A 26,228-nucleotide genomic window follows, 5' to 3' on the forward strand; every position below is an offset into this window, starting at 1 on the left:
AGATCCAGGCTCAGCCCACCTCGTACGCCCCGCCTGGCTCGACGAGCTCGCTCGGCCCTGCGAACGCCGCCTTCGCCTCGGCGGCGACGAGGTCGCGATCGGTCCAGGCGGGGATGTGGGTGAGGAGGAGTCGCCCGACGTGTGCCGCGGTGGCCGCCTCGCCCGCGTCCGTGCCCGTCATGTGCAGGTGCGGCGGGTTGAGCGGGTTCTCGGTGAACGAGGCCTCGCACAGGAAGAGGTCGGCGTCGCGCGCAGCCTCCACCAGTGCCGGTGTCGGGCCGGTGTCACCGGAGTACACGAGGACCTTGCCGTCGACCTCGACCCGCAGCGCGTACGCCTCCACCGGATGGTCCATCCGCCGAGGAGTCACCGTGAAGGGACCCAACTCGACCGGGACGCCGTCCTCCCACGTCGCGACGTCGAGGACCTCGGACATGCCGGGGTCGAGCGGGAGGTCGTACGCCATCGCGAACCGGTCGGCACTGCCCGTCGGGCCCCAGGTGGGGATCCGCGGCAGCGGGCCGCCCGTCACGTAGCGGCGGTAGACGTAGAGCCCGCAGACGTCCATGTAGTGGTCGGGGTGAAGGTGCGAGACGGCGATCGCGTCGATCTCGTCGAGCCCCACGTAGCGCTGCAGCGGCCCGAGCGCGCCGTTGCCGAGGTCGACGACGAGCCGGTAGGTGCGCCCCTCGTACGGAGCCTCGACGAGATAGCAGCTGGCAGCGGACTCCGGGCCGGGGTACGAACCGGCGCAGCCGATGATCGTCAGCCTCATACGCCCACCCACGCGAACTGGTCCACACGCTCGATCTCCGGGCCGAGGAACCGGCGGCCGAGGGTCCGGAACTCGTCCGGCTGACCGGTCGTCAGGAAACGGTGCTCCGGCGGAGTCGTTGCGGTGCGCTCGAGGCCGTCGCGCACGAGCAGCGCGTACACGTCCTTCGCGGTCTCGTCCGCGCTGGAGACCAGCGTGACGTCGTCGCCCATCACGTACGAGATGACGCCGGTGAGCAGCGGGTAGTGGGTGCACCCGAGGACGAGCGTGTCGACGCCTGCCTCCTGGAGCGGGGCGAGGTACTCGTGGGCAGCACCGATGAGCTCCGGACCGGCGGTGATCCCGGCCTCGACGAACTCGACGAACCGCGGGCACGCCTGGACAGTCACGTGAACCGACGGGTTGGCGGCGAACGCGTCGTCGTAGGCCATCGACGTCTTCGTCGCCTGCGTGCAGATCACGCCCACGTGACCGTTGCGGGTCGCGGCGACGGCTCGACGCGTCGCTGGCACGATCACCTCGACCACCGGGACGTCGTACCGCTCGCGTGCGTCGCGCAGGACCGCGGCGCTGGCGGAGTTGCAGGCGATCACGAGCGCCTTCACGCCCTGGGTGACGAGGTGGTCGAGGCACTCGAGCGCGAACTCACGGACGTCTGCGATCGGCTGCGGGCCGTACGGCTGCCGGGCGGTGTCGCCCAGATAGGAGACGGCCTCGTTCGGCAGCTGGTCGATCACGGCACGGGCGACGGTCATGCCGCCGAAGCCGGAGTCGAAGATGCCGATGGGCGCGTCGTTCACCCGAGCGAGCCTAGTGGGCGATTCACACGCACGAAACACAATGCGGTCCAAGCCACAGCGCGAGTCGCGTCACGTGACGTCTGCCCGGGGTTCGTGCCACGGTGTCCCGATGAGACGTGTTCCGTTCACCGGCGACGAGAAGGAGAGCCTCTACGTGGCTCTCGACCGGCACCGCGACGCCCTCCTGTGGAAGATCGACGGGCTCTCCGACGAGGACCTCCGGCGCCCGATGGTGCCGTCCGGCACCACGCTGCTCGGCATGGTCAAGCACGTGGCGTCCGTCGAGTACACCTGGTTCTGCGGGACGTTCGGACGCGAGTCGCTGGAGGTCCCGTACACCGAGGACGACTGGGACTCCGACTGGCGGATCGAGCCCTGGGAGACGACGGAGGGGGTCCTCGCGTACTTCGCGATGGCCCGTGCCGCCGCCGATGCGGTGATCGACGAGCTCGACGTGCTCGACACGGGCACCGCCTGGTACGGCCCGACCGTCACGATGCGGTGGGTGCTGATCCACATGGTCGAGGAGTACGCCCGCCACGCCGGCCACGCAGACATCCTCCGCGAGCTGATCGACGGGGCGACCGGCCCGTTCGAGGGCTACCCGACCTGACCCGTGCGCGGCTGCGTCGGCGTCCCGACCCGGAGCAGGTTGCCGTGAAGATCGATGAGGTCGAGCTCGAGCAGGTGGCCCGCCTGTCGTGGAGGGCGGAGATCCGCAGGCGCCGGGAGGTCTGTCGCAGCCCACGACTCGTACAACGCGTGGACGTCGGCCGGGGTCGGCAGCCCGATCCAGCACGCGACGTCGTTCGTCCATCGGGAGACGTCAGGCTTGCACCAGAAGTGCAGCTCGATGCCGTGCGAGTCGGCGACGATGAGGTACTCGCCGGGCCAGCGCCCTCGCTCGTCGAACCCGAGCAAAGCGTAGAAGCGCGCCGTCTCCTCGAGGTCGGCGCTCGGCAGGATGGGCCGCGTCACCGCACGGAAAGTCGCCACGGCCGGATTCTAGGCGCGCACGGCTTCCGTCACCGCGCACTCCTCGTGGCCCCCACGAAGAGTGAGAGGGCGGGAGGCACCGCACGGCGCAGACGGTGCGTGCGCGAACGGGCGTCACGCCCAGAGCTGGCCCTCGAGCCGCTCCTCGGCGTCGTCGATCGTGCCCTCGTACGCGCCGGTCGAGAGGTACTTCCAGCCGCCGTCGGCGATCACGAACGCGATGTCGGCGGCCTCGCCCGCCTTGACGGCCTTCGCCGCCTGCGCGAGCGCCGCGTGGAGGATCGCTCCGGTCGAGATGCCCGCGAAGATCCCCTCGGACTCCAGCAGCTCACGGACCCGGCGTACGGCGTCGCGGGGGCCGACGGAGAAGCGGGCGTCGATGTACTGGGGGTCGTACAGCTCCGGGACGAAGCCCTCGTCGAGGTTGCGCAGGCCGTACACGAGCTCGCCGTACCGGGGCTCGGCCGCGACGATCCGCACGTCGGGCTTGGCCCCGCGGAAGAACCGCCCGACGCCCATCAAGGTGCCGGTCGTGCCGAGGCCGCCGACGAAGTGGGTGACCTCCGGCAGGTCGGCGAGGATCTCGGGACCCGTGCCGCGGAAGTGCGCCTCGGCGTTGGCCTGGTTGCCGTACTGGTAGAGCATCACCCAGTCCGGGTGCTCCTCGGCGATCCGCTTGGCGACGCGTACGGCCTCGTTCGATCCGCCGGCGGCCGGGGACGACACGATCTCGGCGCCCCACATGCGCAGGAGCTGGCGGCGTTCCTCGGACGTGTTCTCCGGCATCACGCACACGATCCGGTAACCGCGCAGCTTGGCGACCATCGCGAGGGAGATGCCGGTGTTGCCGGAGGTGGGCTCGAGGATGGTGCACCCTGGGCGCAGCACACCCTCGTGCTCGGCGCGCTCGATCATCGCGAGCGCTGCACGGTCCTTGATCGACCCGGTGGGGTTGCGGTCCTCGAGCTTCGCCCACAGGCGCACGTCGGGGCTCGGCGACAGCCTCGGCAGGCCCACGAGCGGGGTGTTGCCGACCGAGTCGATCAGGTTCGCGTAGCGCATCGAGAGCAGACGCTCAGCGCGCCCCGCCTGCGACGGCAGGCAGGATCACGACGACGTCGCCGTCGGACAGCGGCGTCTCGAGGCCGCCGGAGAAGCGGATGTCCTCGTCGTTGACGTAGATGTTCACGAAGCGGCGCGGCTGGCCGCCGTCGACCAGCCGGTCCTTGATGCCGGCGTGGTTGACCTCCAGGTCCTCGATCAGCGCGCTGACCGACTCACCGGCGGCGGAGACGTTCTTCTCGCCGCTCGTGTAGGTGCGGAGGATGGTGGGGACACGGACCTCGATGGCCATCAGACGTCAGCTTCCTCGTTCTTCGTGACCTGGACGGAACCGCCCAGGAGTGCGTGGTCGTCACTCTCGAGCCTAGTAACGCTCGACAACCGTGACTTCTTCCTCGGTCACCTCGCCGTCGACGATCCGGTACGACCGGAAGTCGACCGGCCCGGACTCGTGAGCACCGTCACGGGTCGAGACCAGGACGTAGTGCGCCTCGGGCTCGCCGGCGAGGTTGATGTCGGTGCGCGACGGGTACGCCTCGGTGGCGGTGTGCGAGTGGTAGACCACCACCGGCACCTCGTCGTTGTCGTCCATCTCCTGGTAGAGACGGAGCAGGTCGGTCGAGTCGAACTCGTAGAACGTCGGCGACATCGCGGCGTTGACCATCGGGATGAACCGCGTCGGCAGGTCGGAGCCGACGGCACCGGCGACGACGCCGCAGGCCTCGTCAGGGTGGTCCCTGCGGGCGTGCGCGACGATCGCGTCGTAGGTCGCCTGGTCGATGGTCAGCACGCCTCACAGGGTACGTGGTCTCGCATGGCGAACAGCCGGTGTCCGCCATGCGGGACCTCAGACGACGTCGCGACGCCGGGTCCTCCACCAGCCGACGCCGACGGCCACCACGACGTACGCCGCCACGGTGACCAGCGCACGCCCTCCGCTGAGCGCGTCGGTGACTCCCGGTGCGGCCGGTCCGACCTGCTCGGGACCGAGGGCGGCGACCAACGATCCCGCACTCGCTCCCGGCAGGAGGTCGCGTACGGGCTCCATGCCCGTGAGCACGCTCGAGGCGACCGCGGCCACGAGGTTCTCGACGCCCAGGACCCACACCACGCCGAGGCCGATCGGCAGTGCGACGCTGCGGAGCACGGTCGCGAGGCAGGCGCCGATCGTGGCCCACATCGTCAGCACCAGCCAGCCCCCAGCCATGCCGGGGAGCAGGTGCGCTGGCGCGGGGAACGCGACCGTCCGCCCCGCCCCCAACGCGATGGCCGTCGACGCGATCGCCCCGACGCCGAACAGCACGAGGACTCCGATCCCGACGGACAGCACGAGCGCGACCGTCTGTCCCGCGGCGACCGTCAGGCGACCGGGGCGTTGGACGAGGAGCGTCTTCAGCGTGCCGAACCCGTACTGGCTCCCCGCGACGAGCGCTCCGAGGACGAGGGCCAGCGCCCCCGCGAAGACCGGGAACCCGTCGAGGGTGTTCGGGACGAGCTGGTCAGGAAGGGTGCTGGCGAGGAGCTGCTCCGGCGACACCGCGTCGGCACCCTCCGCCGGGGACTGTCCGCTCCGATAGGAGATGTACGGGATGAGGTACGCGAACGTCATGCTGAGCACCACCGCCGTCGCGAGCAGCGCCCACGCACCGGGGCGGCGGACGAGGGCGGCGAGCTCGGCGCGCACCACGTCGACGAGGTCACGCATCGCGATCACCGCCTCCGGTTGCGGGCCCGCCGGTGAGCTCGAGGAACACGTCCTCCAGCTGGCGCTCGGACCGCCGTACCTCGGTGACGGCAACCCCCGCGCCGACGAGGGCACTGGTGACGTCGGCCGTCTGCGCCTCCGGCACGCGGACGGCCAGCACGCCGTCGCGAAGCCGTACGTCCTCGACGCCGCGCAGCGCTGCGACGGTGTCACGGGCGACGTCGGACGGCGTCGCACGGACCACGAGCTCCGACCCGCCCCGCATCTCCTCGACCGAGCTCTCGAGGACCACCCGGCCGTGGTCGATCACGGCGACCCGGTCGCAGATCTCCTGGACCTCGCCCAGGAGGTGGCTCGACAGGACGACGGTGTGACCGCGTCCGGCGAGCCCGCGGACGAGGGTGCGCATCTCCCGCATCCCAGCCGGGTCGAGGCCGTTGGTCGGCTCGTCCAGGACCACCAGCACCGGGTCCTTGAGCAGCGCCGCCGCAACCCCGAGCCGCTGCTTCATCCCGAGCGAGTACGACGCGTAACGGTCGTCGCCGCGCTCGGCGAGCCCGACCGACTCCAACGCCGGCGCCACCCGCGAGGCGTCGACGCCGGCGTAGCGGGCGACGACGCGGAGGTTGGCGGTGCCCGACAGGTACGGCAGGAAGGCCGGACCCTCGATCATCGCGCCGGTCGCCTCGAGCGCCGCGCGACTACCCGGAGCGTTCCCCAGCACGGACGCGGTCCCGCCGGTCGGGCGGACGAGCCCGAGGAGCATCCGCAGCGTGGTCGTCTTGCCGGCGCCGTTCGGTCCGAGGAACCCGTACACCTCGCCGCGCCGGACCGTGAGGTCGACGCGGTCGACGGCAACGAGCGGCGGGCTGCCACGGCGCCGGTACGCCTTGGTGAGCCCGCGGACCTCGACGACGGCCCGGTCCGCGACCGCCGCCGAGGTCATCGCCGGTCCCCGGGGCGCGCCTCGCGCAGGACCGCGAGTCGGCTCCGGTACTCGTCGGCGTCGATCTCCCCCGCCGCGTAGCGCTCGGCGAGCCGCGACTCGCCGCCGCTGCGCGGGTCGTGCCAGCGACGGCGCCACGGCCCGAACCGCAAGGCCATGACGACGACGAACACGAAGAACGCCAGCCAGAAGATCGGGAACACGATCCACCATCCGGGACCGTCGGAGCCGGGATGGGCGAGGACGGTGGCCGAGGTCGCCGCGGCTGTTGACGTGCTGATCATGGGTCTCTCCTTCACGAGTCGGTTGTCTCGCTTCGAGAGTGCCGTCGCGGACTCCCCTGGGGCGTCGGGCTGGAGAGGGCTCCTGCAGTGCTGCAACGGAGGTACGAGACGGTGCGTGGCGTACGCCACCGGGCGTACGCCCAGGTCACTCGCGTCAGCCGCGACGTACGGCCGGGTCGAGCGGCCACGTGCGGACGACACGGCGACGCCGCGGGTCACCGTCGGGCCGCATGTCGACGAGCGTGACGGCGTCGAGGCGCACCGTCGCGCCGACGGCGAGGGAACGTCCGCGCTGGGCCGACACGTGCGGACGGAACTCGTCGCGGACGTGACGCATCCGGGCGACGTCCACCCCGCTCTCGGACAGCGCGGCGAGCAGGTCGCGGTGCAGGGTGTCGACCCCCGCCGTGCGCGCGAGCTCGCCGACCCGGACGTCGTGGCGAGACCCGAACCAGGCCTCGCCGACCACCTCGGACACCAGCGCCGTACGGCCGTGGGCCACGCGAGAGACCGCCTCGAGGGCGGCCTCCTCCTCGGCCTCGAACGGCGGGACCCACGTCAGGTGCAGGGGCCACGCGTCGCGCCCGAAGGCCTCCGGCACGGCGAGGTCCTCCACGAACGTCACGACGCAGCACCTCACGCGACCGCCTCAGCCCGACCAGCCCGGCCGCACCAGCCCGCTCTCGTACGCCATGACGACGAGCTGTGCGCGGTCGCGCGCCCCCAGCTTGAGCATCGCCCGGCTGACGTGCGTCTTCGCGGTGGCGACGCTGACCACGAGCCGCGCGGCGATCTCGTCGTTGCTCAGCCCCTCGCCGACGAGTGCGACGACCTCCCGCTCGCGCTCGGTGAGCGGATCCATCAGGGCGGGTGCCGTGGCAGGGCGGCTCCGGCTCGCGAACTCCCCGATCAGGCGGCGCGTCACGCTCGGCGACAGCAGCGCGTCGCCGGCCGCGACGGCCCGGATGCCCGCAAGCAGGTCGGCCGGCGCGGTGTCCTTCACGAGGAACCCGCTCGCACCGATGCGTACGGCCTCGAACACGTACTCGTCGAGCTCGAAGGTCGTCAGGATCACCACGCGCGTCTCGGCGAGGGCCGGATCCTCCGTGATGCTGCGCGTCGCTGCGAGCCCGTCGAGCTCGGGCATCCGGATGTCCATGAGGACCACGTCCGGATGCAGCGTGCGCACGAGCGCGACAGCCTCGTCGCCCGTCGAAGCCTCTCCCACGACCTCCAGGTCGTCCTCGGCCTCGATCAGCGCTCGGAACCCGGCCCGCAGGAGCGCCTGGTCGTCGGCGAGCAGCACACGGATCACGTGGCACCTCCAGGCTCGGGGACGGCGTACGGCAGGTGGGCGCGGACCGCCACACCACCGGTCGGGGTCGACGTCACGCCCAGCGTGCCACCCAGCGCCTCGGCGCGCTCCCGCATCCCCCGCAGGCCGCTGCCTTCCGCGAGGGCCGACCCGTGGCCGTCGTCGTCCACCGCGATCTCGAGCGCGTCGGACCCGTACGACACGTCGACGCTGGCGTGCTCCGCGCCGGAGTGGCGTACGACGTTGGTGACGGCCTCCTGCACGATCCGGTACGCCGCGAGCTCGACCGGCGCCGCCAGCGTCCGCGGCGGCCCGGTGGTGCGGACGGACAGGTCGAGGCCCGCGACCTCTGCTCGCCGGACGAGCTCGTCGAGCGTGGCGAGCCGCGAGACCGGAGCACGCGGCGCCACGCCGGTGTCGTCGCGGAGCACGCCGATCAGGTCACGGAGCTCAGCGAGGGCCTCGGAGCTGGCGTCGCGGATGGTCGCCAGCGCGATCGCTGCCTGCTCCGGTCTGCGGTCCCCCAGGTGGAGGGCGACCTGAGCCTGCACGTTGATCAGCGAGATGTGGTGGGCGACGACGTCGTGCAGGTCGCGCGCGACACGGAGCCGCTCCTCTCCCTCGGCGCGTGCCCTGGCCTGGGCCGACGCCTCCCGCGCGGCACGGGCCCGGGAGCGCCGTAGGGCGATCAGCTCGCCGACCCCGGCCAGCACGAGGAGCCAGGCGAGGACGCCCGTCGCCCACGCCCAGGACCACCCGTTGCCGTGGACCGCGGACCACGCGACCAGCGCCACCGCGTACGCCGCGACGAGCACGCTCCACGCCCACCCGCGGTGGCCCCGAGCGATCACGACGACGACCGCGACGGCGAACGACGCGAACACCGGGCCGGGCGGGTAGTCGGCGAGCAGATAGATCGACGTGACGACGGTGACGAGCACGAGAACCACCCGCGGGTACCGGGTGACGAGCAGCAGCGCGAGCGGGCCGGCGACCAGAAGGGCGTACGCCGCCGCGTCCAGCGCTCGCGCATCCGGCTGGTTCTGTGCGGCGCCGCGGGTGCCGAGGACCTGCACCACCAGCAGCACGAGCGGGACCACGAGAGGCGCCGGTCGCCAGGGGTGGCTCGGCAGGCTCGCGTCGCTGGTCACGCCTCCACGCTAGGTGCCGCCGACAGGGTTGTCATCGGCCGGCGGGACGAGCTGCGCGTACGCCGGGGGGCGTAGGCGGTCGGTCAGTCCAGCGCCTGCACGAGCGACTCCTGCACGAAGCCCAGCCACTCGTAGATGTCGATCACGACGGAGACGGCCTCGTCGTCGCTCGCCTCGGCCGACTCGGCGTCCTCCTCGGACTCGATGCCGAGCCTTGCCGCGAGCGCGAGCCGGACGTCGGTCAGGGAGCGCAGCCACGCCTGCACGGCGCGCTGTCCCAGCTCGACCTCCACCGTCGCCTCGGACTGCTCCGGGTCGTCGACGTCGAACCCGCCGGCCACCAGCGAGGCGATGACCGCCTGCGCGTTCTCGACCTTGACCGTGGACAGGCTGCGCTCGGTGAAGCGGCGGAAGTCGGCGGCCGCCTCGTCGTCGTCGCGGTACGCGTCCGGGAGCAGGCGCTTCAGGACCGGGTCCTCGGGGGCGATGGAGGACCCGGTCGTGCCCAGCTGCCCGAACAGCGGATCCGGCGACGACTCCTCGGGTCCGTTGCGGTCACGCAACAGCTCCACGACCTGGCCGAGCAGGTTGGTCAGCAGCGCCGCCTCGGCGGGCTCGAACTCGGCACGGACGCGGTCGCGCTTGCGTCGCTCGAACGCCTTCATGCCGCGGCCCTCATGCGTCGGCCTTCTGCAGGGTGGCCCACAGGCCGTACTCGTGCATCGCCTGCACGTGACGCTCCATCTCCTCGCGGGGGCCGGTCGAGACGACCGCCCTGCCGTCGTTGTGCACCTTCATCATCAGCTCGTGCGCCTTCTCGTCGGCGTAGCCGAAGTAGGACTTGAACACGTAGGCGACGTACGACATCAGGTTGACCGGATCGTTCCAGACGATCGTCACCCAGGGGCGGTCCAGCTCGGTGACCTGGTCGGTCTCCGGCTGGTCGACCTCGATCGGGGCTGGGCTGCTCACCCGCCCCATTGTGGCGCACGTGCAAACCGCTCCCACCTGGCCCTGCGTTGCTGATGTGATACATGCCATGAGACGCACGCTGACCTTCTTGCCCGCTGCTGCGCTCATCGGCGGCACCCTCGTCCTCGCGACGCCGCCGACGGCCTCGGCCGCACCGCAGGTCATCGCCCCGACGCCCGACCGTGTGATCGCAGGCGCGGCGACGGGGATGCAACGCCCGGTCGGCCTCGCGCTCGGTCCCGACGGGCGGCTCTTCGTCAGCAACCTCTTCGCCACTCCGACGCCGGGCTCGGTGAGGGTGTTCGCGCCCGCCGCGGACGGGAACGTCCCCGCTGTCGCCGTCCTCGACCCGACCTCGCCCGGGATGGGGTTCCTCACCAAGCCGGCAGGCATCGCCGTCGGGTCCGACGGGCGTCTCCACATGGCCGCCTACAACGACAACGCCATCCGCACCTTCACCGTGCCTGCGACGGGCAACGGGTTCGCTCTGCAGTCGGCGATCGGCGCGGCGACCCTGATCGCCGCACCCAACGACCTCGCCCTCACCTCGCCGACGAGCCTGTGGGTCGCCAGCGGGACGACCGACGAGGTCGTCCGGCTCGACGTCGGGTCGACGACGCGCCGGCGGACGCTCCACACGCCCGCCCCCATGGGGCTCGCCGTGCACGGCACCTCTCTGTACGTGAGTGGCGGCAACGGGACGGCGCCGTACGTGAAGGTCTTCACCGCCGGGACGAGCGGGCCAGCGACGCCGTCGCGGACGATCTCGGGTCCGGCGACGGGTCTCGACAACGTCTGGGGTCTCGCCGTCGACCGGTACGGGCGGACGTACGTCGCGAACGGCGGCGACAGCTCGATCCGCGTGTTCGCCGCGGGCGCGACCGGCAACGTCGCACCGATCGTCGTCCTCGAGGGAGCGGCGACACAGCTCGAGCTCCCGTCGGACGTGCTGCTGGACGGTGCGGGACGCATCTGGGTGGCCAACGACACGGTGCCCGGGAAGGTCCTCCGGTTCCCGGCGCTCGCCGCCCCACCGCCACCGGCGCCGCGACCGCCTGTGACCACGCCTCCCACGACAGCCCCGTCCAAGCCGCGTGCACTGAAGGTCACCGGGAAGACCGCCGCACGCAAGCGTGTCGTCCGGTGGAAGGCTCCCGCGCGCAGCGGCGGCGCGCGCATCCTGCGCTACCGCGTCGTGGTCAACAAGGGCAAGAAGACCCTGCTCGTCCGCACCGTCTCCGCGTCCAGGCGCAAGGTCGTCGTCAAGCGCGCGAAGCTCCGCAACGGCAAGCACACCGTCCTCGTCCGCGCGGTCAACGCCAAGGGCGGCAGCCCGTACGCGACCAAGCGGTTCCGCGTCCGTCGCTGACCCGCCACGGCGTCGGTGCCGCACTACGCTGACGCCGTGACCTCCACAGCCCTGCTCACCGACCACACCGCGCTGCTGACAGACCATTACGAGCTGACCATGCTCCAGGCGTCGCTGACCGACGGGGCATCCGACCGCCGCTCCGTGTTCGAGCTGTTCGCCCGGCGGCTCCCCGACGGACGGCGCTACGGCGTGGTCGCCGGCATCGGTCGCGCGCTCGACGCGATCGAACGCTTCCGGTTCACCGATGCCGACCTCGCATTCCTGCGCGACAACGCGGTGGTCGACGGACCGACGCTGGAGTGGCTCGCCGACTACCGGTTCAGCGGGAACGTCTGGGGCTATCCCGAGGGCGAGTTCTACTTCCCGCAGTCGCCGGTCCTCGTCGTCGAGGGCACGTTCGGCGAGGCCGTGCTGCTGGAGACGCTGCTGCTGTCGATCCTCAACCACGACTCCGCGATCGCCTCGGCGGCGGCGCGCATGATCGTGGCCGCCGGCGATCGCCCCTGCATCGAGATGGGCTCGCGCCGTACGCACGAGGCCGCGGCGGTCGCGTCGGCGCGCGCCGCCTACGTCGCCGGGTTCACGACGACCTCCAACCTGGAGGCGGGTCGCCGGTACGGCATCCCGACCACGGGCACGTCGGCCCACTCGTTCACGCTGCTGCACGACACCGAGCGTGAAGCCTTCACCGCGCAGGTCGCGTCGCTCGGCGCGGGGACGACGCTGCTCGTGGACACGTACGACGTGGCGGAGGCGGTCAGGGTCGGCATCGAGGTCGCCGGTACGGAGCTCGGCGCCGTGCGGCTCGACTCGGGCGACCTCCCGTCGCTCGCGGCCCAGGTGCGCCGCCAGCTCGACAGCCTGGGCGCCACCGCCACCAAGATCGTGGTGACGAGCGACCTCGACGAGTTCGCGATCGCGGGCCTGGCCGCCGCCCCGGTCGACGGGTACGGCGTCGGCACCTCGCTGGTCACCGGTTCCGGTCACCCGACCTGCGGGTTCGTCTACAAGCTCGTCTCGCGCGCGGACGGTGTCGGCCCCGACGCGACGATGGTCTCGGTCGCGAAGGCGAGCAAGGACAAGATCTCGGTCGGCGGTCGCAAGTACGCCCTGCGCAGGCTCGACGAGCGGGGTACGGCGCAGGCCGAGGTCATCGGCATCGGCGGGTCGCCCGACGGAGACGACAACGACCGGCCGCTCCTCGTCCCGTTGGTCGAGGCCGGGCGCAGGGTGTACGACGAGCCGCTGGAGGCGGCCCGCGAGCGCCTTCGTACGTCGCTGGCCGAGCTACCCTTGCAGGCTCGGCAGCTGTCGCGGGGCGAGCCCGCGATTCCGACGACCTTCGAGGGGGAATGACTCCGATGACCAAGGCACTTGTCGTGGTGGACGTCCAGAACGACTTCTGCGAGGGCGGCTCGCTCGCCGTGGCCGGTGGTGCTGCGGTGGCCGAGCAGATCGCGAGGCTCGTGGCCGAGGGCGGCTACGACGTGGTCGTGGCGACGAAGGACCACCACATCGATCCCGGCTCCCACTTCAGCGCGACGCCCGACTTCGTCGACTCGTGGCCACCGCACTGCGTCGTCGGCACGGAGGGCAACGCCCTCCACGCGCCCCTGACCGAGGACATGTTCTCGGCCGTGTTCGAGAAGGGTCAGTTCGACGCCGCGTACTCCGGCTTCGAGGGGCGCACCGTCGACGGCGAGCAGCTCGACGCCTGGCTGCGCGAGCGCAGGGTGGACAGCGTGGACGTCGTCGGCATCGCGACCGACTACTGCGTGCGGGCGACCGCGCTCGACGCCGCGGGCACCGGCTTCGCGACCACCGTCCTGATGGACCTCACCGCACCGGTGTCGACGGACAACCTCGATCGGACCCGAGCGGAGTTCGAAGAGGCCGGCGTGGCGGTGTCCTGAGCCGGCTCAGGCTCAGGGGTACGCGATCGGGCGCACCACGCGCGCCGGCGCGCCCGCAGCCACCGAGTAGGCAGGGATGTCGCGCGTGACGACGGAGTTCGCGCCGATCACGCACCGCTCCCCGATGGTCACCCCGCTGGTCACGACGACGTTGGCACCGAGCCAGCAGCTGTCGCCGATCACCGTCGGCCCCTTCGACGTGAAACCCTGCCACGGCACCGGGAGGTCCGGGTCGTCGAACCGGTGCGCCGAGTCGGTGACGAGCGAGCCGTTCGCGATCATGCAGTGCGCGCCGATCTCGACCCGCTGCGACGCCGCCACCATCACGCCGAGGTTGAGGAACGTCCCCTCGCCGATCACGATGCGTGCGTCGGGCCCGCCGGTGATCCAGACTCCGGGCTCCAGGAAGACCCGCGGCCCGATCTCGAGCCGTCCGTCGCGCAGCATCTCGAGTGCCTCGCCGTGCACGACGCCACGAGCGTACGCACGCCTCCGCGCCAGCTCGACCGTCAGCCGGGCACGGTTCAGCGGACGGTACGCACGGCCGTACCAGCGCTGCTTGCGCCACCACTCGCGCGCGAGCGCGTACGAGGTGGACGTGTCAGACATGCGCCGTGTCGGTGTGGGTGCCGAGGTCCTCGACGCGGTAGCCGCCGGGCAGGTAGGTGCGCACCGCGCCACGGTCCTCCGGCCGGGAGGCCTTCACCCGAGGGGGCGCGAGACGCAGCACACGACCACGCAGCCGCAGCAGTCCGCGGGACAGCGCGACGACCAGGTGCGGCGGGTCGGGGTAGCGGAAGGCTTCGCGGACGTGCGGGTCCATCACCGAGCGCGAGAAGATCTCGACCGCACGGCGCAGCGGCCTCGGGTAGTAGGTGCACAGCAGCTCGAGGGTCGCGTCGGCGACCTCGCGCGAGCGGTGGTCGTAGCCGAAGTGCGCTGCCTCGTACGCGTCGAGCAGCTTCTCGAACTCCGCATAGGACGCAGGGATGTCCTTGATGCCCATCAGTGCGCCGATGCGCTGGTACGACCGGGTCGAGGCCTCGATCTCCGCCGCCGTGAGCCCGCGGTAGCCGTAGTCGGCGAGCCAGCGCACGGGCGTGACGACGAACGTCGACAGCACGTAGCGCATGTCGTCGTTGCTGATGGCGTACGCGCCGTGCATGCGGTTCATCCGACGCACGGCGGCGCGGCCGTTCTGCGACTCGAGCCCGTCCTCGATGATGGCGTCGAGCACGAGGACCGTGTCGTCGTGCCGCTTCTGGGTGCGCACGGTGAACTCGTGCGTCTCCTGCAGCAGGACGCCGATCGACGGCACCGCGAACGTCCGGAACAGCGCGAAGCTCAGCGCCTGCTGGATGTCCCAGGGGAACTCGTAGCGCGCGAGCACGGCCGAGATCGTCTCGTGGTCCTGCACGGGGTCGAGACCGGCGATCACCCGCTGCCACGCGTCACGGCGCAGGCGGTCACGCCCGCGGGGCGGCGGCGGGAGCGTCTGGGTCATGCCCCAGGACGCTACCGGTTGGACAGGTCGCGTGTCTGCACGAGATATTCGTGAGGATGAGCGCCTCCTATCTCCGCGATCTCGTGGCCGACGCATCGTCGGACGCAGCACCGCGGCCGATCCTGTCCGAGCGGGTCGCCACGTACACGGCACGCATGACCGGCTCCCCTGAGCACGCGGACGTGCTCGGCCCCCTGATCGTCCCCGACACCGACCTGCCGTCGGTCCAGGCCTGCCTCGTCGACGGTGCGCCACCGCTCGACATCGCGGTCGCCGTGACCGGAGGTGCCGGCGCGATCGAGCCGGCAGTGCGGTGGGCAGCACGGCTGCAGGGCGTCCGGCTCGCCGGACTGGTGACGACGGTGCGCGACCTCGACGACCTCGCGCGCGGGGCGCACCGCGTCGCGGCGATGGTCTCCCAGCTCGACGCCGAGGGCCTGCTCGAGGACGTGTCGGTCCAGGTGGCGCTGCCGCTGTACGCCCGGGTCGCCGGTGTCCAACGGTGGCAGCACGCGCTCGACACTCTCGCGACGGAAGACCTCGGGCTCCTCCTCCGCACCGGCGGCGAGGACGCGGAGGACGTCCCGTCTCCCGAGACGCTCGCCGGCGCGATCAGCGACGCGTTGGACCGGGAGGTGCGGTTCGGGTGCATCGGTGACCTCGCCCACGCGATCGCCTGGCGCGCTCCCGACGGCGACCGCCTGCGCTACGGCTTCCTCGACGTCCTTCTCGCCACGCGCGCCAGCCTCGACGGCGACGACGTGCCCGCGGTGGCGGAGCGGCTGACCCGGACGAGCGCGGAGGCGGTCGCGGACGACCTCGCGACCGTGGGCGAGCCGGCGCTCGAGTCCGCCCGTCGATGGTTCACGGGCTTCGGCTCCGAGGACGTCGACGCCAGCCTGGCCGATCTGCGTGCTCTCAGCCTGCTCCCGGCGGCCCCGACCGACTGAGCCGACGGACCTGCCGCAGGATCCGCGTGGTGGCGAGGACGTGGAAGCCGGTCCTGATCACCAGCGCGCGGTAGACCGCGCCGTGCGGCCCGAGGAACGTCGCGTACGAGCGTGCGCTCAGGCGGGTGCTTCCAGCCTCGTCCCCGTCCGCGACCGCGAAGACCAGGCGGTAGCGGGAGAAGCGGTGCCGCCCGACGAGCTCGATCCGCTCCTGCGGCACCTCGACCGCGACGGCGAAACCCCCTGGCGGATCCGTGCCGAGGATGAGCGCGAGCGGCCCTTTTGCGGCCGTGAGCAGCGACGTTCGCACGAAGGCCTCGAGCACCTGCCAGACACGCTCGCGCGGCTCGGGAACCGTCACCACGTGCTCGTCCACGAATGGCGGATCGGTGTCGAAGGTGCTCACGGTCGTCCCTCGGCAGCGGCCGAGCGGTGGGCCCGGCTACGCTCCGGCGCCACGGACGAACGCGACCGTCTCGGCGAGCGCCCGCGGCGCTGACGGTGACGCACCCGGCAGGCTGAGGTATCCGTGGATCGCCTCCGCGTACTCCGTCAGCGTCACGTCACCGCCGTTGCCTCGCAGCGCCTCGGCGTACAGCATGCCGTTGTCGCGCAACGGGTCGTGGCCCGCGACCTGGATGAGTGCCGGCACGGCCGCCCCTGAGAGCGAGCCGCGCAGCGGCGCCGCCGTGGGGGCGTACGGGTCGGCGCCGTCGAGGTACAGCCTCGAGTACGCGCGCATGCTCCGCGAGGTCAGCACCGGCGCGTTGGCGTGCTCGCGCTCGGACGGGAAGACGTCCTCCATCTCAGCGGACGGGTAGACGAGCAGCTGTCCGGCGAGGGCCGGGGACCCGGCCTGCGCAGCCAGGTCGGCCACGACCGCGGCGAGGTTGCCGCCGGCGCTGTCACCGGCGACGACGACGCGCCCCGGGTCGCCGCCGAGCTCCTCGGCGTGGTCCACGGCCCAGCCGAGCGCCGCCCAGGCGTCGAGGACCGCCGCGGGGTAGGGGTGCTCGGGCGCCAACCGGTACGCGACGGACACGACGATGCACGGCGCGCCGACGGCCAGGTGGCTCGCCCACCACTCGTCCTGCTCCGGGTCGCCGAGCACCCAGCCGCCACCGTGGTAGAGCACGACGAGGGGCAACGGCTCAGGCCCGGGCGTCGGCGGCTGATAGACACGCAGCCTGAGCGTGACCGGATCCGTCTCCCCTGTGAGCCCCTCGATCCGGACGGGTGCGAGCTCGACCAGGCGATCGGCGATCTGCGCGTCGACGTGCGGGCGACCGGAGACAAGCCGGCCGGCCCGGGAGGCGAGCAGCTTGGCGCGCCTGGTCCGTCGAGCCGGGATCTCCTCGCGAGGGATCTCGTCGATCGGCGAGCTCAGGAGGCGCTCGATCACGCTGAACACGCGCGTGCGGATCGGCAGTGGGGCAACCATGGCCGCCAGACTAGAGGACCTTGCCCGGATTGAGCAGACCGCGCGGATCGAATGCGTCCTTGACGGCTCGCTGCACCTTGAGCCCGACCGGACCCAGCTCGCGCTCGAGCAGCTCCCGCTTGAGGACCCCGACGCCGTGCTCGCCGGTGATGGTGCCGCCGAGGTCGAGCCCGAGCACCATCACGTCGTCGAACGCCGCGTGCGCACGCTCCGCCTCGTCCGGGTCCGACGCGTCGAAGATCACGCACGGATGGAAGTTGCCGTCGCCGGCGTGCCCGACGACCCCGATCACGACCCCGCGCTTGTCGGCGACCGCCGCGACACCGTCCACCAGGTCGGCGATCCGTGTCCGCGGGACGCAGACGTCGTCGACCATGGTGGTCCCCATCGACTCGAACGCCGTCAGCACCTCGCGGCGCGCGGTGAGGAGGAGCGCCGCCTCGGCGTCGTCGGCGGCCAGCACCACGTCGTGCGCTCCCGCGGCCCGCAGGTGCTCGGCGATGGCGTCGATCTCGGCCTCCCCCGCGAGTCCGGGCGCGTCTGACTGGGCGAGGACGAGCGCACCGACGGCGTCCTCGAACCCGAGCTGGTACGCGGAGTTCACGGCACGCAGGCTGGTGCGGTCCATCAGCTCGAGCAGGTTCGGGATGACGGCAGAGCGGCTGACCGCGGCGATCCCCGCAGCGGCGTCGTGCACGGTCCCGAAGGTGGCCGCGAGCGTCCGGGGCCGTTGAGCAGCAGGGCGCAGGCGCAGGGTCGCCTCGGTGATGATGCCCAGGGTGCCCTCGGAGCCGACGAACAGGCGCGCCAGGTCGTAGCCGGCGACCCCCTTGACCGTACGCCGCCCCGTCCGCAGCACCTCGCCGTCGGCGAGCACCACCTCGAGCGCCAGCACGTAGTCGGTCGTGACGCCGTACTTCACGCAGCACAGGCCACCCGAGTTCGTGGCGAGGTTGCCGCCGATCGTGCAGAACTCCCACGAGCTCGGGTCCGGCGGGTAGAACAGCCCGTGCTCGGCGACCGCGCGCGAGAGGTCGGCGTTGAGGACACCCGGCTGCGTGACGACGAGGCGTTCGTCGACGTCGATCTCGAGCACCCGGTCCATCCGCTCGAGCGCGACGACGAGGCACCCCTCGATCGCGTTCGCGGCACCCGAGAGACCGCTTCGGGCGCCCTGGGCGACGATGGGCACTCCGTGCTCCGAGGCCAGGCGCACCGCGGCCGACACGTCGGCGGTCGAGCGGGCGAGCACGACGGCGCAGGGCATCCCCGCGTCGCAGAACATCGCCCGATCGGTCTGGTAGGACAGCAGGCGATCGGGATCCGTGAGCACCATGTCGGCGCCGAGCTCTGTGGTCAGGGCGGCGACGAAAGCGTCGTTGCGCATGCCTCACCCTATGCTGACGACGTGGCTGTGATCGACGACCTCGACGCCCAGATCGTGCGACTGTTCCTGGCCGAGCCCAAGATCGGCGTCCTGGAGGCTTCGCGCCGCCTGGGCGTCGCCCGTGCCACGGTGCAGACGCGGCTCGACCGGCTCGCCGAGCGCGGCGTGATCGCGTCCTGGTCCCCCACCGTGTCGCCTGCCGCACTCGGCTATCCCGTGACCGCGTTCCTCACCCTCGAGGTCGTCCAGGGCGAGGGCCGTGCCCCGGTCGCCGACCACCTGGCCTCCATCCCGGAGGTGCTCGAGGCCTGCACGATCACCGGCGCCGGGGACCTGTGGTGCCGGGTCGTCGCCCGCTCCAACAGCGACCTCCAACGCGTCCTCGACGCCGTCGTCTCCGTGCCCAGCATCGTCCGCGTCGCCACCGTGATCGCCCTCCAGTCCGAGCTCACCCCGCGCGTCGCCCCGCTCGTCGACGCCGCCCGCGACCTTCCCGGCACGGCGGCGGACGTCGCTGACACGGCCGGGTGACGTCGGTGCGCTCTTCGGCTTCCGTCGCCGGCCGCCGCATCCTGATCACCGGAGCGGCGCGCGGGATCGGCGCGACGCTCGCGGTCCGGCTCGCCTCCAGGGGCGCGCACGTGGCGCTCGTCGGGCTCGAGGGCGACGCGCTGGCAGAGACCGCGAGCCGGTGCGGCGACGCGCCGTGGGCGGTCTGCGACGTGGCCGACCGAGCGTCGCTCGACCGTGCGGTCACCGAGGTGGTCGCGATCCTGGGCGGCCTGGACGTCGTGGTGGCCAACGCCGGCGTGGTGGCCCAGCTGCCCCTGATCGGCGGTGACCCCGCGGTCTGGGACCGCACGATCGCGGTCAACCTCACGGGCGCGTACGACACCGTCCGCCTCGCCGCCCCGTACGTCGCCCACCGCTCCGGCTACGTCCTCCTCGTGTCCTCGATCGCCGGAGCCGTGCATCCGCCGCTGCTCGGCGCCTACGCAGCGTCCAAGGCGGGCGTCGAGGCTCTCGGCGACTCCCTGCGTCCCGAGCTGACGACGAGCGGAGCGCGCGTCGGCATCGCCTACTTCGGCGAGATCGACACCGAGATGACGGCCGAGGGCTTCTCGACGAAGGCAGCACGCGTCCTCAACGTCGGTCCGCTCACGCGTGCTGCTCCGGTCGAGAGCGCCGCGGCTGCGCTCGAGCACGGCATCGAGCACCGGTCACGCGTCGTCGTCGCGCCCCGCTGGGTCCGGCCCGCGGTCCCCTTCCGCACCCAGGCGCAACGGGTCGTCGAGCTCGCGCTGCGGCGACGGGCGCCGCGAGCCGTGGCGCTCGCCCGGACGGAGCATCCCGGCCTGACCACTCCCGCACCGCGGGAGAGTCAGAGTGACGGCCGCGATCGACCGTAGAGCCAGGCGTCGAAGAACGCGTCCAGCGGGCGACCGCTGACGCCCTCGGCGAGCCGGACGAACTGCGCCGTCGTGCCGTGCCCGTCGCGTCGCTCCTGGACCCACCGGCGCAGCAGCGCGAAGAACGCCGGGTCACCGATCCGGTCGCGGAGCGCGTGCGCGGCCATGGCACCCCGGACGTAGACGCGGTGGTCGAAGATCCGGTCCGGACCGGGGTCGCCGATCGGGAGGCGCCAGAACGAGCGGCCGCCGTACTCGTACCAGTCGTCGAAGACCGAGTCGACCGTGCCGAGTCCTTGCGACTCGTCCCACATCCACTCGAGGTAGGTCGCGAGCCCCTCGTTGAGCCAGATGTCACGCCACCGGCGCAGCGAGACCGCGTTGCCGAACCACTGGTGGGCCACCTCGTGAGCGACCACGGACGTGTTGCGGCCAGGCTCCAGCCCTGCACCGCGCGTGAAGAAGCCGTCCTCGTAGACCGGACGCGCCTGCGTCTCGAGGGCGAACCCGAGGTCGGCTGTCGTGACCACGCCACCCAGGTCGGCGTACGGGTAGGGGCCGAGGTGGCGTTCGAGGTACTGGACGACCTGCGGGGTCCGGCGGAGCGAGCGGACGGCGCGGGTCCGCACTCCCTTGCTGAGACCACGGTCGTACGCGTACAGGTAGCGCACGCCGCCGGCACGCTCGCGCACGATGCGGAAGTCGCCCCACGCCGCGAAGGCGAGGTACGTCGTCATCGGCCGGCGCATCACCCACCGCCACTGGGTGAGGTCGCCGACGTTCCTGCGCCCCGCGAGCCGCCCGACGCTGATCGCCTCGGTGCCGTGTGCCGCACGCAGCCGGATGTCGTACGTCGCCTTGTCGCTCGGGTGGTCGTTGCTCGCGAACCACCACGGCGCGGACTCCGGCTCACCCACCACGACCGCGCCCGTCCTCGTCGCGAGGAACGGCCGCAGACCCTGGTGCGTCACCTCGGTCGGTCGGTCGGCGTACGCGACCGTGACCGTGAAGCGCGCACCCTTGCGGACCGCGCGGCGCGGCGTGACGACGAGCTCGCGGCCGCGCTGGGAGAAGCGAGCCGGGCGGCCGCCGACGCGCACGGACGTCGCGTCGAGCACGAGGTCGAGGTTGAACCGTCGCAGTCGTTTCGACGCCACCGCGGTGACGCGGGTCCGACCGACCAGCCGCTTGTCAGGGTGCAGGGTGGCCGTGATCCGGTAGTGGCGGACGTCGTAGCCGCGGTTGCCGTGACCGGGGACGTACGGGTCGCCTGCGCTGCCACCGCCCACGGCCGGTCGCGCCGCCGCAGCGGCCACGGCTGCCGGATGCTCGGACGTGGCGGCTTCGGCCGTCGCAGCCGACGGCGTGCCGGACAGTGTCGGGGTGAGCCCGACCACCAAGGCGGTCGACAGGGCGACGGCGGCGATGCGCATGCCGTGACGATAGATCATCGAGAAGGTCGGCTGGCCCATTCTCTGATCTTGTCGATCCGGGTCCGCAGGTCGTCGACGGAGGCGCTCACCGCCGCCGGCCCGCCGCACTCCTCCCGCAGCCGGTGATGGACGACGCCGTGCGGCTGGCCCGTGCGGTGGTGCCACGCGCCGACGAGACCGTTGAGCTCACGGCGCAGCAGCGCACGCATCTCGTGCGTGCTCGGCTCGTCGGGCTGCGCGGGCGCGTCCGGTGCCGCCGACGCAGCCGCCTCCGAGTCGTCCGTGCCGTCGGCGGCGTCCGCGTCCCGTCCGCGCTGAGCGCGTCTCGACCGGGCGTGCCGGAGCAGCTCCCGGACCTGGTCGGGCTCCAGCAGACCGGGGATCCCGAGGAAGTCCATCTCCTCCTCGGACCCGACCGCGACCTCACCCTCGTGGCCGAACTCACCGCCGTCGTACAGGACCCGGTCGAACGACGCCTCGCTCCCGAGCGCCTGGAACTCGAACGGCTCGAGGTCGGCGGTGGACTCGGTCGCCTGGGCAGCGGCGATCAGCTCGTCGTCGAGCGCGAGCGGGTCGTCCGTGTCGCCGCCGACCCGGCCGAGCACGTGGTCGCGCTCCACCTCGAGCTCCGCGGCGAGCCCGAGCACGCGCGGCACGCTCGGCACGAACACGGTCGCCGTCTCGCCGCGCTTGCGGGCACGCACGAAGCGCCCGACGGCCTGGGCGAAGAACAGCGGCGTCGACGTCGTGGTCGCGTACACGCCGACGGCCAGGCGAGGCACGTCGACGCCCTCGCTGACCATGCGTACGGCAACCATCCACCGCTCGTCGGACTCGGCGAACGCGCTGATCCGGGCACTCGCCTCCTTCTCGTCCGAGAGCACGACCGACGGGCCCGTGCCGGTGATCTCACGGAGGATCTTGGCGTAGGCGCGGGCGCTGTTCTGGTCGCTCGCGATCACCAGCCCCCCGGCGTCGGGCACGTGCCGACGGACCTCGGACAGCCGCTTGTCGGCAGCGGCGAGCACGGACGGGATCCAGGAGCCGGTCGGGTCGAGCGCCGTACGGAGGGCCTGTGCGGTGAGGTCCTTCGTCATCGGTTCGCCGAGCCTCGCGGCAACCTCGTCGCCAGCGCGCGTGCGCCAGTGGAGGTCGCCCGAGTAGGCCATGAAGAGCACTGGCCTGACGACCCCGTCGGAGAGCGCTTCTGCATAGCCGTACGAGTAGTCGGCGACGCTGCGGCCGATGCCGTCGTCGCCCGGGGCGTACGTCACGAACGGGATCGGGTTGGTGTCCGACCGGAACGGGGTGCCGGTCAGCGCAAGCCGCCGCGTGGCGGGCTCGAAGGCCTCGCTGACCGCGTCACCCCACGACAGGGCGTCGCCGGCGTGGTGGACCTCGTCGAGGATCACCAACGTGCGGAAGCGCTCGGTGCGAAGACGGTACGCGGTCGGGTTGGTCGCCACTCCGGCGTACGTGAGCGCGAAGCCTTTGTAGTCGGCCGCCATCGCACCGCTGCGTCCGCTGAAGGACGGGTCCAGCGGGATGCCGGCACGGGCGCCCGCCTCGGCCCACTGCGTCTTGAGGTGGTCGGTGGGTGCGACGACGATGATCCGCTCGACGACGCGGCGCTCGAGCAGCTGGGCGGCGACCGTCAGAGCGAAGGTCGTCTTGCCGGCGCCGGGCGTCGCCACCGCGAGGAAGTCACGTGGATTGCGCTCGGCGTAATGCGAGATCGCGTCGGCCTGCCACGCGCGAAGCTTCGGGGCGGTGCCCCATGCTGCACGATCTGGATAGGCCGGAGGGAGGTGTGCGGCCCCGGACATCAGCGGCGATACACCCGCCACAGCTTGCGCATGCGTTCGGTCTGACCGGCCGTGAAGTGGTGCATGCACCGGTCGTAGGAGTAGTCCATGAAGTTGTGGATCGGGTCCTCCCCCGGGCTCGGACAGGTGTCGCGTCCGCGCGGGCACTCGAAGCTCGGGATCCGCTCGCGGGGCGTGTCGGCGACCCGGTCACCCTTCTTGCCGCACCCGCCCTGGAACGTGTGGTAGAGCCCGAGCCAGTGCCCGATCTCGTGCACCGCGGTGTCGCCCTTGTTGTAGCGGCGGAACCCGCCGCCCGGCAGGGTCCCGCGGTGGATCACGACACCGTCCGTCGCGAGCTTGCTCGCGGGCCGCTGCGGGAAGGTCGCGTAGCCGAGGACCTGGAGGTCGCCCTGCACGGTCGGCGCACCGATGTAGAGGTTGAGGGTGCGCTTCTTGCCGCGGTGGAGCGCCTTGCGCATCTGCCGCGACTCCTTCGAGCCGAGACCGGCGTAGTACCACGCGCGGTTGACGGTGTAGCCGGTGCTCTTGAGCTTGAAGCGGATGCGCGTCGTGCGCGCCGGCCCCCACTGCTTGCCGGCGAACGCGCGGTTGACGATCTTGATCTGACGGCGGACCTTGGCGCGGCTGACGGTCTTGCTGCCGGCCGACGGCTTGATCACGTGGGCGTAGACGTTCACCGTGATGCGGCGCGGCGCGTCGCCTGCGTCGCCCTTGTCTCCTGAGCCCGTCCTGGCGGCGTCGAGCGCCGCCGCTCTCCGTGCGAAGTCACGCTCGTACGCCTCGATCGTCGCTGCGGACGGCTCGGGACCGCGCACGACTCCGTCGACGCCCTTGATCGCGCGGGCTGCGAGCGCTTCTGCGGGGTCGCAGTCGTCGGAAGCATGTGCTCGGGGCGTCGTGGCCCCGAGGCGCCCGTCTGAGTCGGCCGTCGCCGGCTGCCGAGCAGCAGCGGACGACGTGGCCGAGAAAAGCCCGGCCACCAGGAGAGCTGCGAGCAGCCCGACGCCGTACGCGCGAGTGTGCACCCGCCGGCGGCGGTCAGGCATCGTCACCGGAGTCGCCCGACTTCAGGGACTCCCAGATCTCCTTGCACTCCGGGCACACGGGGAACCGTTGCGGGTCGCGGCTGGGCACCCACACCTTCCCGCAGAGCGCCACGACCGGCGTGCCCTCGATCATCGCCTCGGTGAGCCTGTCCTTCGGGACGTAGTGCGAGAAGCGCTCGTGGTCGCCATCGTCGAGACGCGGCTGAGTGCGGACGTCGGATGACGTCTGGGCTCCGGGGCTGAAGGTCGTCGACACCCCGGCAGTCTATGCCAGGCGCGGGCTGCGCCCTAGTCGATCAGTTGTGCTGAGGGTCGTCGGGGAAGGTTGACAACATCGCGAGATCGCCGCCCTGACGCCGAAGGACCTGCCTCCAGAGCGCCTCGGGATTCGGTGAGAGAAGGTCGTCGTCGAAAGCGTCCACGACCACCCACGAGCCCTCGGCGATCTCGCCCTCGAGCTGCCCCGGGCTCCAGCCGGCGTAGCCGGCGAACACCCGGACCCCGCGGAGACCGGCATCCGCGGCGCGCGCGGGGAGGTCGAGGTCGACCAGTCCGACCCCGTCGTACATCTCCCGCCAGCCGACGGGCGGAGTGTCACCCGGGGCAAGGACGCCGACCGCGAGCGCGGAGTCCGAGGAGACCGGCCCACCCGAGAACACCGCCGTCGGGCTCGACACGACCGTCGACCACTCGGGAAGGATGTCGGCGACGGCTGCGTCCAACGGCTGGTTGATGATCACGCCGAGCGCGCCGCCTCCGTCGTGGTCGAGCAGGACCACCACCGAGCGGTAGAACGGGCCTCCACCGAGAAGCGGCGTGGCGACCAGCAGACGCCCTCGGTACGACCGGTGTCGCGGCGAGAGCTCATCGGGCGTCTCCGCGGGTTCGTACTCGGTCATCGCCCCTCCTCACGTCACGAGCAGCCGTACCTCAGCGTACGCCGTGGTGGCGCCCTCACGGGTGATCCAGGGCCTAGGATGACGAAACCGGCCGCGACCAGAGGACGACATGCCCGAGACCCACCACGATGCCGAGCCCGCTGTCGACGTGCAGCCTTCCGGCGAGGTCACCGTCGACGAGCTCACCGTCGACGAGCTCGCATCCCGCGTCGGCATGACCGTGCGCAACGTCCGCGCCTACGCGAGCCGAGGTCTTCTCGCTCCGCCGAGGCTGGAGGGCAGGACGGGCTACTACTCGCAGTCGCACGTCAACCAGCTGACGCTCGTCCGGACGCTGCTCGAGCGGGGGTTCACCCTCCAGGCGGTCGAGAAGGCACTTCTGGACAAGACCCCCAAGACGGCCGACTACGCGCTCGACCTGATCACCGTGCTCGACTCGCCGCTGGCTCGCGAGCCCGAGAGCGAGCTGATGTCGCGCGCAGGGCTCACCGCGCTCGCCGGGATCCCCCGCGACGCCGACCTCGCCGAACGGCTCGTCGAGCGTGGCCTCGCCACGATCGTCGACGACGACACCCTCGAGGTGCACCACCCCGAGGTCGTCCGCGCGGGCGCCTCGGCGATCTCGCTCGGTCTGCGCCCGGACACGGTCCTGGAGCTGCTCCCCGCGATGACACCGCCGCTCCGTGCGGTCGCCGACGACCTTGTCCAGCGGGTCCGTGACGACATCTGGCAGCCGTTCGTGCAGGAGGGCATGCCGGACGAGCGCTGGCAGGAGATCGTCACCGCCATCGCCAACCTGCTCCCCGTGGCCGCGCAGGCGGTCGTCGCGGTGTTCCGCGACGAGCTGGCGCACGCGATCGACGAGGCACTGGGCGAGGAGCTCGAGGCGCTGGGCGAGCAGGGCCCGAAGTCCTAGCGGGCCCTCGAAGCCGGTCCGGGGACGCGACCGACCCCGGACAGAGAGAACGGCCCTACCCGGCACTGGAGGGAGGGACGGCCGGGCAGGACCGAAGCTCTGCCGTGAATGCTAGGCGACGCT

General features: G+C 71.9%; 32 protein-coding genes. 8 read left to right on the forward strand and 24 right to left on the reverse strand.

What is annotated here, in order from left to right; all coding sequences use genetic code 11:
* Nucleotides 1–10: 10 nt before the first annotated feature.
* Nucleotides 11–775 carry an MBL fold metallo-hydrolase gene (locus tag AB3M34_RS17040; RefSeq protein ID WP_370615732.1) on the reverse strand — a complete coding sequence of 255 codons (765 nt, stop codon included), beginning with the start codon at nucleotides 773–775 and terminating at the stop codon, nucleotides 11–13.
* A complete protein-coding gene (gene murI / locus AB3M34_RS17045) occupies nucleotides 772–1,575 on the reverse strand; it encodes a glutamate racemase (protein WP_370615734.1) in 804 nt (267 codons plus the stop codon). The genes AB3M34_RS17040 and murI overlap by 4 nt, the downstream gene beginning before the upstream one ends.
* Before the next feature lie 109 nt (nucleotides 1,576–1,684).
* Between murI and AB3M34_RS17050 the strand changes: the two genes are divergently transcribed.
* Complete coding sequence (locus AB3M34_RS17050) at nucleotides 1,685–2,188, forward strand: DinB family protein (RefSeq protein ID WP_370615735.1); 504 nt, start codon at nucleotides 1,685–1,687, stop codon at nucleotides 2,186–2,188.
* On the opposite strand, the gene AB3M34_RS17055 is transcribed toward AB3M34_RS17050, so the two are convergent.
* The 12 genes from AB3M34_RS17055 to clpS all read right to left on the reverse strand — a co-directional run bounded on the left by AB3M34_RS17055 (nucleotide 2,176) and on the right by clpS (nucleotide 10,006).
* Nucleotides 2,176–2,571: a hypothetical protein gene (locus AB3M34_RS17055; RefSeq protein WP_370615737.1), complete on the reverse strand. Its 396-nt coding sequence runs from the start codon at nucleotides 2,569–2,571 to the stop codon at nucleotides 2,176–2,178. The two genes, AB3M34_RS17050 and AB3M34_RS17055, sit on opposite strands and share 13 nt — an antisense overlap.
* A gap of 114 nt (nucleotides 2,572–2,685) precedes the next feature.
* A complete protein-coding gene (locus AB3M34_RS17060) occupies nucleotides 2,686–3,633 on the reverse strand; it encodes a PLP-dependent cysteine synthase family protein (protein ID WP_370615738.1) in 948 nt (315 codons plus the stop codon).
* 13 nt (nucleotides 3,634–3,646) lie between these two features.
* Nucleotides 3,647–3,925, reverse strand: coding sequence for a MoaD/ThiS family protein (locus AB3M34_RS17065; protein WP_370615739.1), 279 nt, complete (start codon nucleotides 3,923–3,925; stop codon nucleotides 3,647–3,649).
* Nucleotides 3,926–3,997: 72 nt separating this feature from the next.
* On the reverse strand, nucleotides 3,998–4,423 hold the full coding sequence (locus AB3M34_RS17070; RefSeq protein WP_370615741.1) for a Mov34/MPN/PAD-1 family protein: 426 nt from the start codon (nucleotides 4,421–4,423) through the stop codon (nucleotides 3,998–4,000).
* Between the two features lie 57 nt (nucleotides 4,424–4,480).
* Nucleotides 4,481–5,338, reverse strand: a complete 858-nt coding sequence (locus AB3M34_RS17075; RefSeq protein ID WP_370615743.1) for an ABC transporter permease — start codon at nucleotides 5,336–5,338, stop codon at nucleotides 4,481–4,483.
* On the reverse strand, nucleotides 5,331–6,284 hold the full coding sequence (locus AB3M34_RS17080; protein WP_370615744.1) for an ABC transporter ATP-binding protein: 954 nt from the start codon (nucleotides 6,282–6,284) through the stop codon (nucleotides 5,331–5,333). The genes AB3M34_RS17075 and AB3M34_RS17080 overlap by 8 nt, the downstream gene beginning before the upstream one ends.
* Complete coding sequence (locus AB3M34_RS17085) at nucleotides 6,281–6,568, reverse strand: SHOCT domain-containing protein (RefSeq protein WP_370615745.1); 288 nt, start codon at nucleotides 6,566–6,568, stop codon at nucleotides 6,281–6,283. The genes AB3M34_RS17080 and AB3M34_RS17085 overlap by 4 nt, the downstream gene beginning before the upstream one ends.
* A gap of 154 nt (nucleotides 6,569–6,722) precedes the next feature.
* A complete protein-coding gene (locus AB3M34_RS17090) occupies nucleotides 6,723–7,193 on the reverse strand; it encodes a 2'-5' RNA ligase family protein (RefSeq protein ID WP_370615746.1) in 471 nt (156 codons plus the stop codon).
* Nucleotides 7,194–7,217: 24 nt separating this feature from the next.
* Nucleotides 7,218–7,883, reverse strand: a complete 666-nt coding sequence (locus AB3M34_RS17095; RefSeq protein ID WP_370615748.1) for a response regulator — start codon at nucleotides 7,881–7,883, stop codon at nucleotides 7,218–7,220.
* Nucleotides 7,880–9,034 carry a sensor histidine kinase gene (locus tag AB3M34_RS17100; RefSeq protein WP_370615749.1) on the reverse strand — a complete coding sequence of 385 codons (1,155 nt, stop codon included), beginning with the start codon at nucleotides 9,032–9,034 and terminating at the stop codon, nucleotides 7,880–7,882. The genes AB3M34_RS17095 and AB3M34_RS17100 overlap by 4 nt, the downstream gene beginning before the upstream one ends.
* Nucleotides 9,035–9,117: 83 nt before the next feature.
* The gene (locus AB3M34_RS17105) at nucleotides 9,118–9,699 is read right to left on the reverse strand and encodes a DUF2017 domain-containing protein (protein WP_370615751.1); all 582 of its coding nucleotides are present in this window, start codon (nucleotides 9,697–9,699) and stop codon (nucleotides 9,118–9,120) included.
* A 10-nt stretch (nucleotides 9,700–9,709) separates the two neighbouring features.
* Nucleotides 9,710–10,006 carry an ATP-dependent Clp protease adapter ClpS gene (gene clpS, locus AB3M34_RS17110; protein ID WP_370615752.1) on the reverse strand — a complete coding sequence of 99 codons (297 nt, stop codon included), beginning with the start codon at nucleotides 10,004–10,006 and terminating at the stop codon, nucleotides 9,710–9,712.
* A gap of 67 nt (nucleotides 10,007–10,073) precedes the next feature.
* Between clpS and AB3M34_RS17115 the strand changes: the two genes are divergently transcribed.
* From AB3M34_RS17115 to AB3M34_RS17125, 3 genes are read left to right on the forward strand one after another with little or no spacing between them, the layout of a single operon-like run.
* Entirely contained in the window at nucleotides 10,074–11,375 is a 1,302-nt protein-coding gene (locus AB3M34_RS17115) for a hypothetical protein (protein ID WP_370615754.1), read from the forward strand.
* A gap of 36 nt (nucleotides 11,376–11,411) precedes the next feature.
* Entirely contained in the window at nucleotides 11,412–12,734 is a 1,323-nt protein-coding gene (locus tag AB3M34_RS17120; RefSeq protein WP_370615755.1) for a nicotinate phosphoribosyltransferase, read from the forward strand.
* Between the two features lie 5 nt (nucleotides 12,735–12,739).
* Complete coding sequence (locus tag AB3M34_RS17125) at nucleotides 12,740–13,291, forward strand: isochorismatase family protein (RefSeq protein WP_370615756.1); 552 nt, start codon at nucleotides 12,740–12,742, stop codon at nucleotides 13,289–13,291.
* A 12-nt stretch (nucleotides 13,292–13,303) separates the two neighbouring features.
* Here the strand turns inward: AB3M34_RS17125 and AB3M34_RS17130 are convergent, their stop codons facing one another.
* Both AB3M34_RS17130 and AB3M34_RS17135 read right to left on the reverse strand, forming a co-directional pair.
* On the reverse strand, nucleotides 13,304–13,900 hold the full coding sequence (locus AB3M34_RS17130; RefSeq protein WP_370615758.1) for an acyltransferase: 597 nt from the start codon (nucleotides 13,898–13,900) through the stop codon (nucleotides 13,304–13,306).
* A complete protein-coding gene (locus tag AB3M34_RS17135; protein WP_370615760.1) occupies nucleotides 13,893–14,795 on the reverse strand; it encodes an oxygenase MpaB family protein in 903 nt (300 codons plus the stop codon). The genes AB3M34_RS17130 and AB3M34_RS17135 overlap by 8 nt, the downstream gene beginning before the upstream one ends.
* A 56-nt stretch (nucleotides 14,796–14,851) precedes the next feature.
* Here AB3M34_RS17135 and AB3M34_RS17140 point away from each other — a divergent pair, with 56 nt between their 5' ends.
* Nucleotides 14,852–15,745: a hypothetical protein gene (locus AB3M34_RS17140; protein ID WP_370615761.1), complete on the forward strand. Its 894-nt coding sequence runs from the start codon at nucleotides 14,852–14,854 to the stop codon at nucleotides 15,743–15,745.
* Here AB3M34_RS17140 and AB3M34_RS17145 read toward each other — a convergent pair.
* From AB3M34_RS17145 to AB3M34_RS17155, 3 genes are read right to left on the reverse strand one after another with little or no spacing between them, the layout of a single operon-like run.
* Nucleotides 15,714–16,151, reverse strand: a complete 438-nt coding sequence (locus AB3M34_RS17145; protein ID WP_370615763.1) for a hypothetical protein — start codon at nucleotides 16,149–16,151, stop codon at nucleotides 15,714–15,716. The two genes, AB3M34_RS17140 and AB3M34_RS17145, sit on opposite strands and share 32 nt — an antisense overlap.
* Nucleotides 16,152–16,187: 36 nt before the next feature.
* Complete coding sequence (locus tag AB3M34_RS17150) at nucleotides 16,188–17,186, reverse strand: alpha/beta hydrolase (protein ID WP_370615764.1); 999 nt, start codon at nucleotides 17,184–17,186, stop codon at nucleotides 16,188–16,190.
* A gap of 10 nt (nucleotides 17,187–17,196) precedes the next feature.
* Complete coding sequence (locus tag AB3M34_RS17155; protein ID WP_370615766.1) at nucleotides 17,197–18,573, reverse strand: FAD-binding oxidoreductase; 1,377 nt, start codon at nucleotides 18,571–18,573, stop codon at nucleotides 17,197–17,199.
* 21 nt (nucleotides 18,574–18,594) lie between these two features.
* On the opposite strand from AB3M34_RS17155, the gene AB3M34_RS17160 reads away from it, so the two are divergent.
* Together AB3M34_RS17160 and AB3M34_RS17165 are read left to right on the forward strand one after the other, a co-directional pair.
* Entirely contained in the window at nucleotides 18,595–19,104 is a 510-nt protein-coding gene (locus AB3M34_RS17160) for an Lrp/AsnC family transcriptional regulator (RefSeq protein WP_370615767.1), read from the forward strand.
* Nucleotides 19,105–19,109: 5 nt separating this feature from the next.
* Complete coding sequence (locus tag AB3M34_RS17165) at nucleotides 19,110–19,982, forward strand: SDR family NAD(P)-dependent oxidoreductase (RefSeq protein ID WP_370615769.1); 873 nt, start codon at nucleotides 19,110–19,112, stop codon at nucleotides 19,980–19,982.
* On the opposite strand, the gene AB3M34_RS17170 is transcribed toward AB3M34_RS17165, so the two are convergent.
* From AB3M34_RS17170 to AB3M34_RS17190, 5 genes are read right to left on the reverse strand one after another with little or no spacing between them, the layout of a single operon-like run.
* Nucleotides 19,955–21,454, reverse strand: a complete 1,500-nt coding sequence (locus tag AB3M34_RS17170) for a M1 family metallopeptidase (protein WP_370615771.1) — start codon at nucleotides 21,452–21,454, stop codon at nucleotides 19,955–19,957. The genes AB3M34_RS17165 and AB3M34_RS17170 overlap by 28 nt on opposite strands.
* On the reverse strand, nucleotides 21,430–23,241 hold the full coding sequence (locus AB3M34_RS17175) for a DEAD/DEAH box helicase (protein ID WP_370615772.1): 1,812 nt from the start codon (nucleotides 23,239–23,241) through the stop codon (nucleotides 21,430–21,432). The genes AB3M34_RS17170 and AB3M34_RS17175 overlap by 25 nt, the downstream gene beginning before the upstream one ends.
* Nucleotides 23,241–24,290, reverse strand: a complete 1,050-nt coding sequence (locus AB3M34_RS17180; RefSeq protein ID WP_370620035.1) for a zinc metalloprotease — start codon at nucleotides 24,288–24,290, stop codon at nucleotides 23,241–23,243. Before AB3M34_RS17180 ends, AB3M34_RS17175 begins: the two co-directional genes overlap by 1 nt.
* A complete protein-coding gene (locus AB3M34_RS17185; RefSeq protein ID WP_370615773.1) occupies nucleotides 24,283–24,546 on the reverse strand; it encodes a DUF3039 domain-containing protein in 264 nt (87 codons plus the stop codon). Before AB3M34_RS17185 ends, AB3M34_RS17180 begins: the two co-directional genes overlap by 8 nt.
* 40 nt (nucleotides 24,547–24,586) lie before the next feature.
* The gene (locus AB3M34_RS17190) at nucleotides 24,587–25,189 is read right to left on the reverse strand and encodes a YqgE/AlgH family protein (protein ID WP_370615775.1); all 603 of its coding nucleotides are present in this window, start codon (nucleotides 25,187–25,189) and stop codon (nucleotides 24,587–24,589) included.
* Between the two features lie 109 nt (nucleotides 25,190–25,298).
* Between AB3M34_RS17190 and AB3M34_RS17195 the strand changes: the two genes are divergently transcribed.
* Nucleotides 25,299–26,105, forward strand: coding sequence for a MerR family transcriptional regulator (locus AB3M34_RS17195; protein WP_370615776.1), 807 nt, complete (start codon nucleotides 25,299–25,301; stop codon nucleotides 26,103–26,105).
* The last annotated feature ends 123 nt before the right edge of the window (nucleotides 26,106–26,228 follow it).

This window comes from Mumia sp. Pv4-285 (assembly GCF_041320275.1).
Taxonomy (GTDB): domain Bacteria; phylum Actinomycetota; class Actinomycetes; order Propionibacteriales; family Nocardioidaceae; genus Mumia; species Mumia qirimensis.

Bases quoted from the DNA above. Each gene is read 5' to 3' on its own strand.
- AB3M34_RS17040 (WP_370615732.1), bottom strand. From the start codon at position 775: ATGAGGCTGACGATCATCGGCTGCGCCGGTTCGTACCCCGGCCCGGAG.
- AB3M34_RS17050 (WP_370615735.1), top strand. From the start codon at position 1,685: ATGAGACGTGTTCCGTTCACCGGCGACGAGAAGGAGAGCCTCTACGTG.
- AB3M34_RS17060 (WP_370615738.1), bottom strand. From the start codon at position 3,633: ATGCGCTACGCGAACCTGATCGACTCGGTCGGCAACACCCCGCTCGTG.
- AB3M34_RS17065 (WP_370615739.1), bottom strand. From the start codon at position 3,925: ATGGCCATCGAGGTCCGTGTCCCCACCATCCTCCGCACCTACACGAGC.
- AB3M34_RS17075 (WP_370615743.1), bottom strand. From the start codon at position 5,338: ATGCGTGACCTCGTCGACGTGGTGCGCGCCGAGCTCGCCGCCCTCGTC.
- AB3M34_RS17080 (WP_370615744.1), bottom strand. From the start codon at position 6,284: ATGACCTCGGCGGCGGTCGCGGACCGGGCCGTCGTCGAGGTCCGCGGG.
- AB3M34_RS17085 (WP_370615745.1), bottom strand. From the start codon at position 6,568: ATGATCAGCACGTCAACAGCCGCGGCGACCTCGGCCACCGTCCTCGCC.
- AB3M34_RS17105 (WP_370615751.1), bottom strand. From the start codon at position 9,699: ATGAAGGCGTTCGAGCGACGCAAGCGCGACCGCGTCCGTGCCGAGTTC.
- AB3M34_RS17115 (WP_370615754.1), top strand. From the start codon at position 10,074: ATGAGACGCACGCTGACCTTCTTGCCCGCTGCTGCGCTCATCGGCGGC.
- AB3M34_RS17125 (WP_370615756.1), top strand. From the start codon at position 12,740: ATGACCAAGGCACTTGTCGTGGTGGACGTCCAGAACGACTTCTGCGAG.
- AB3M34_RS17130 (WP_370615758.1), bottom strand. From the start codon at position 13,900: ATGTCTGACACGTCCACCTCGTACGCGCTCGCGCGCGAGTGGTGGCGC.
- AB3M34_RS17135 (WP_370615760.1), bottom strand. From the start codon at position 14,795: ATGACCCAGACGCTCCCGCCGCCGCCCCGCGGGCGTGACCGCCTGCGC.
- AB3M34_RS17140 (WP_370615761.1), top strand. From the start codon at position 14,852: ATGAGCGCCTCCTATCTCCGCGATCTCGTGGCCGACGCATCGTCGGAC.
- AB3M34_RS17150 (WP_370615764.1), bottom strand. From the start codon at position 17,186: ATGGTTGCCCCACTGCCGATCCGCACGCGCGTGTTCAGCGTGATCGAG.
- AB3M34_RS17155 (WP_370615766.1), bottom strand. From the start codon at position 18,573: ATGCGCAACGACGCTTTCGTCGCCGCCCTGACCACAGAGCTCGGCGCC.
- AB3M34_RS17170 (WP_370615771.1), bottom strand. From the start codon at position 21,454: ATGGGCCAGCCGACCTTCTCGATGATCTATCGTCACGGCATGCGCATC.
- AB3M34_RS17175 (WP_370615772.1), bottom strand. From the start codon at position 23,241: ATGTCCGGGGCCGCACACCTCCCTCCGGCCTATCCAGATCGTGCAGCA.
- AB3M34_RS17180 (WP_370620035.1), bottom strand. From the start codon at position 24,290: ATGCCTGACCGCCGCCGGCGGGTGCACACTCGCGCGTACGGCGTCGGG.
- AB3M34_RS17190 (WP_370615775.1), bottom strand. From the start codon at position 25,189: ATGACCGAGTACGAACCCGCGGAGACGCCCGATGAGCTCTCGCCGCGA.
- AB3M34_RS17195 (WP_370615776.1), top strand. From the start codon at position 25,299: ATGCCCGAGACCCACCACGATGCCGAGCCCGCTGTCGACGTGCAGCCT.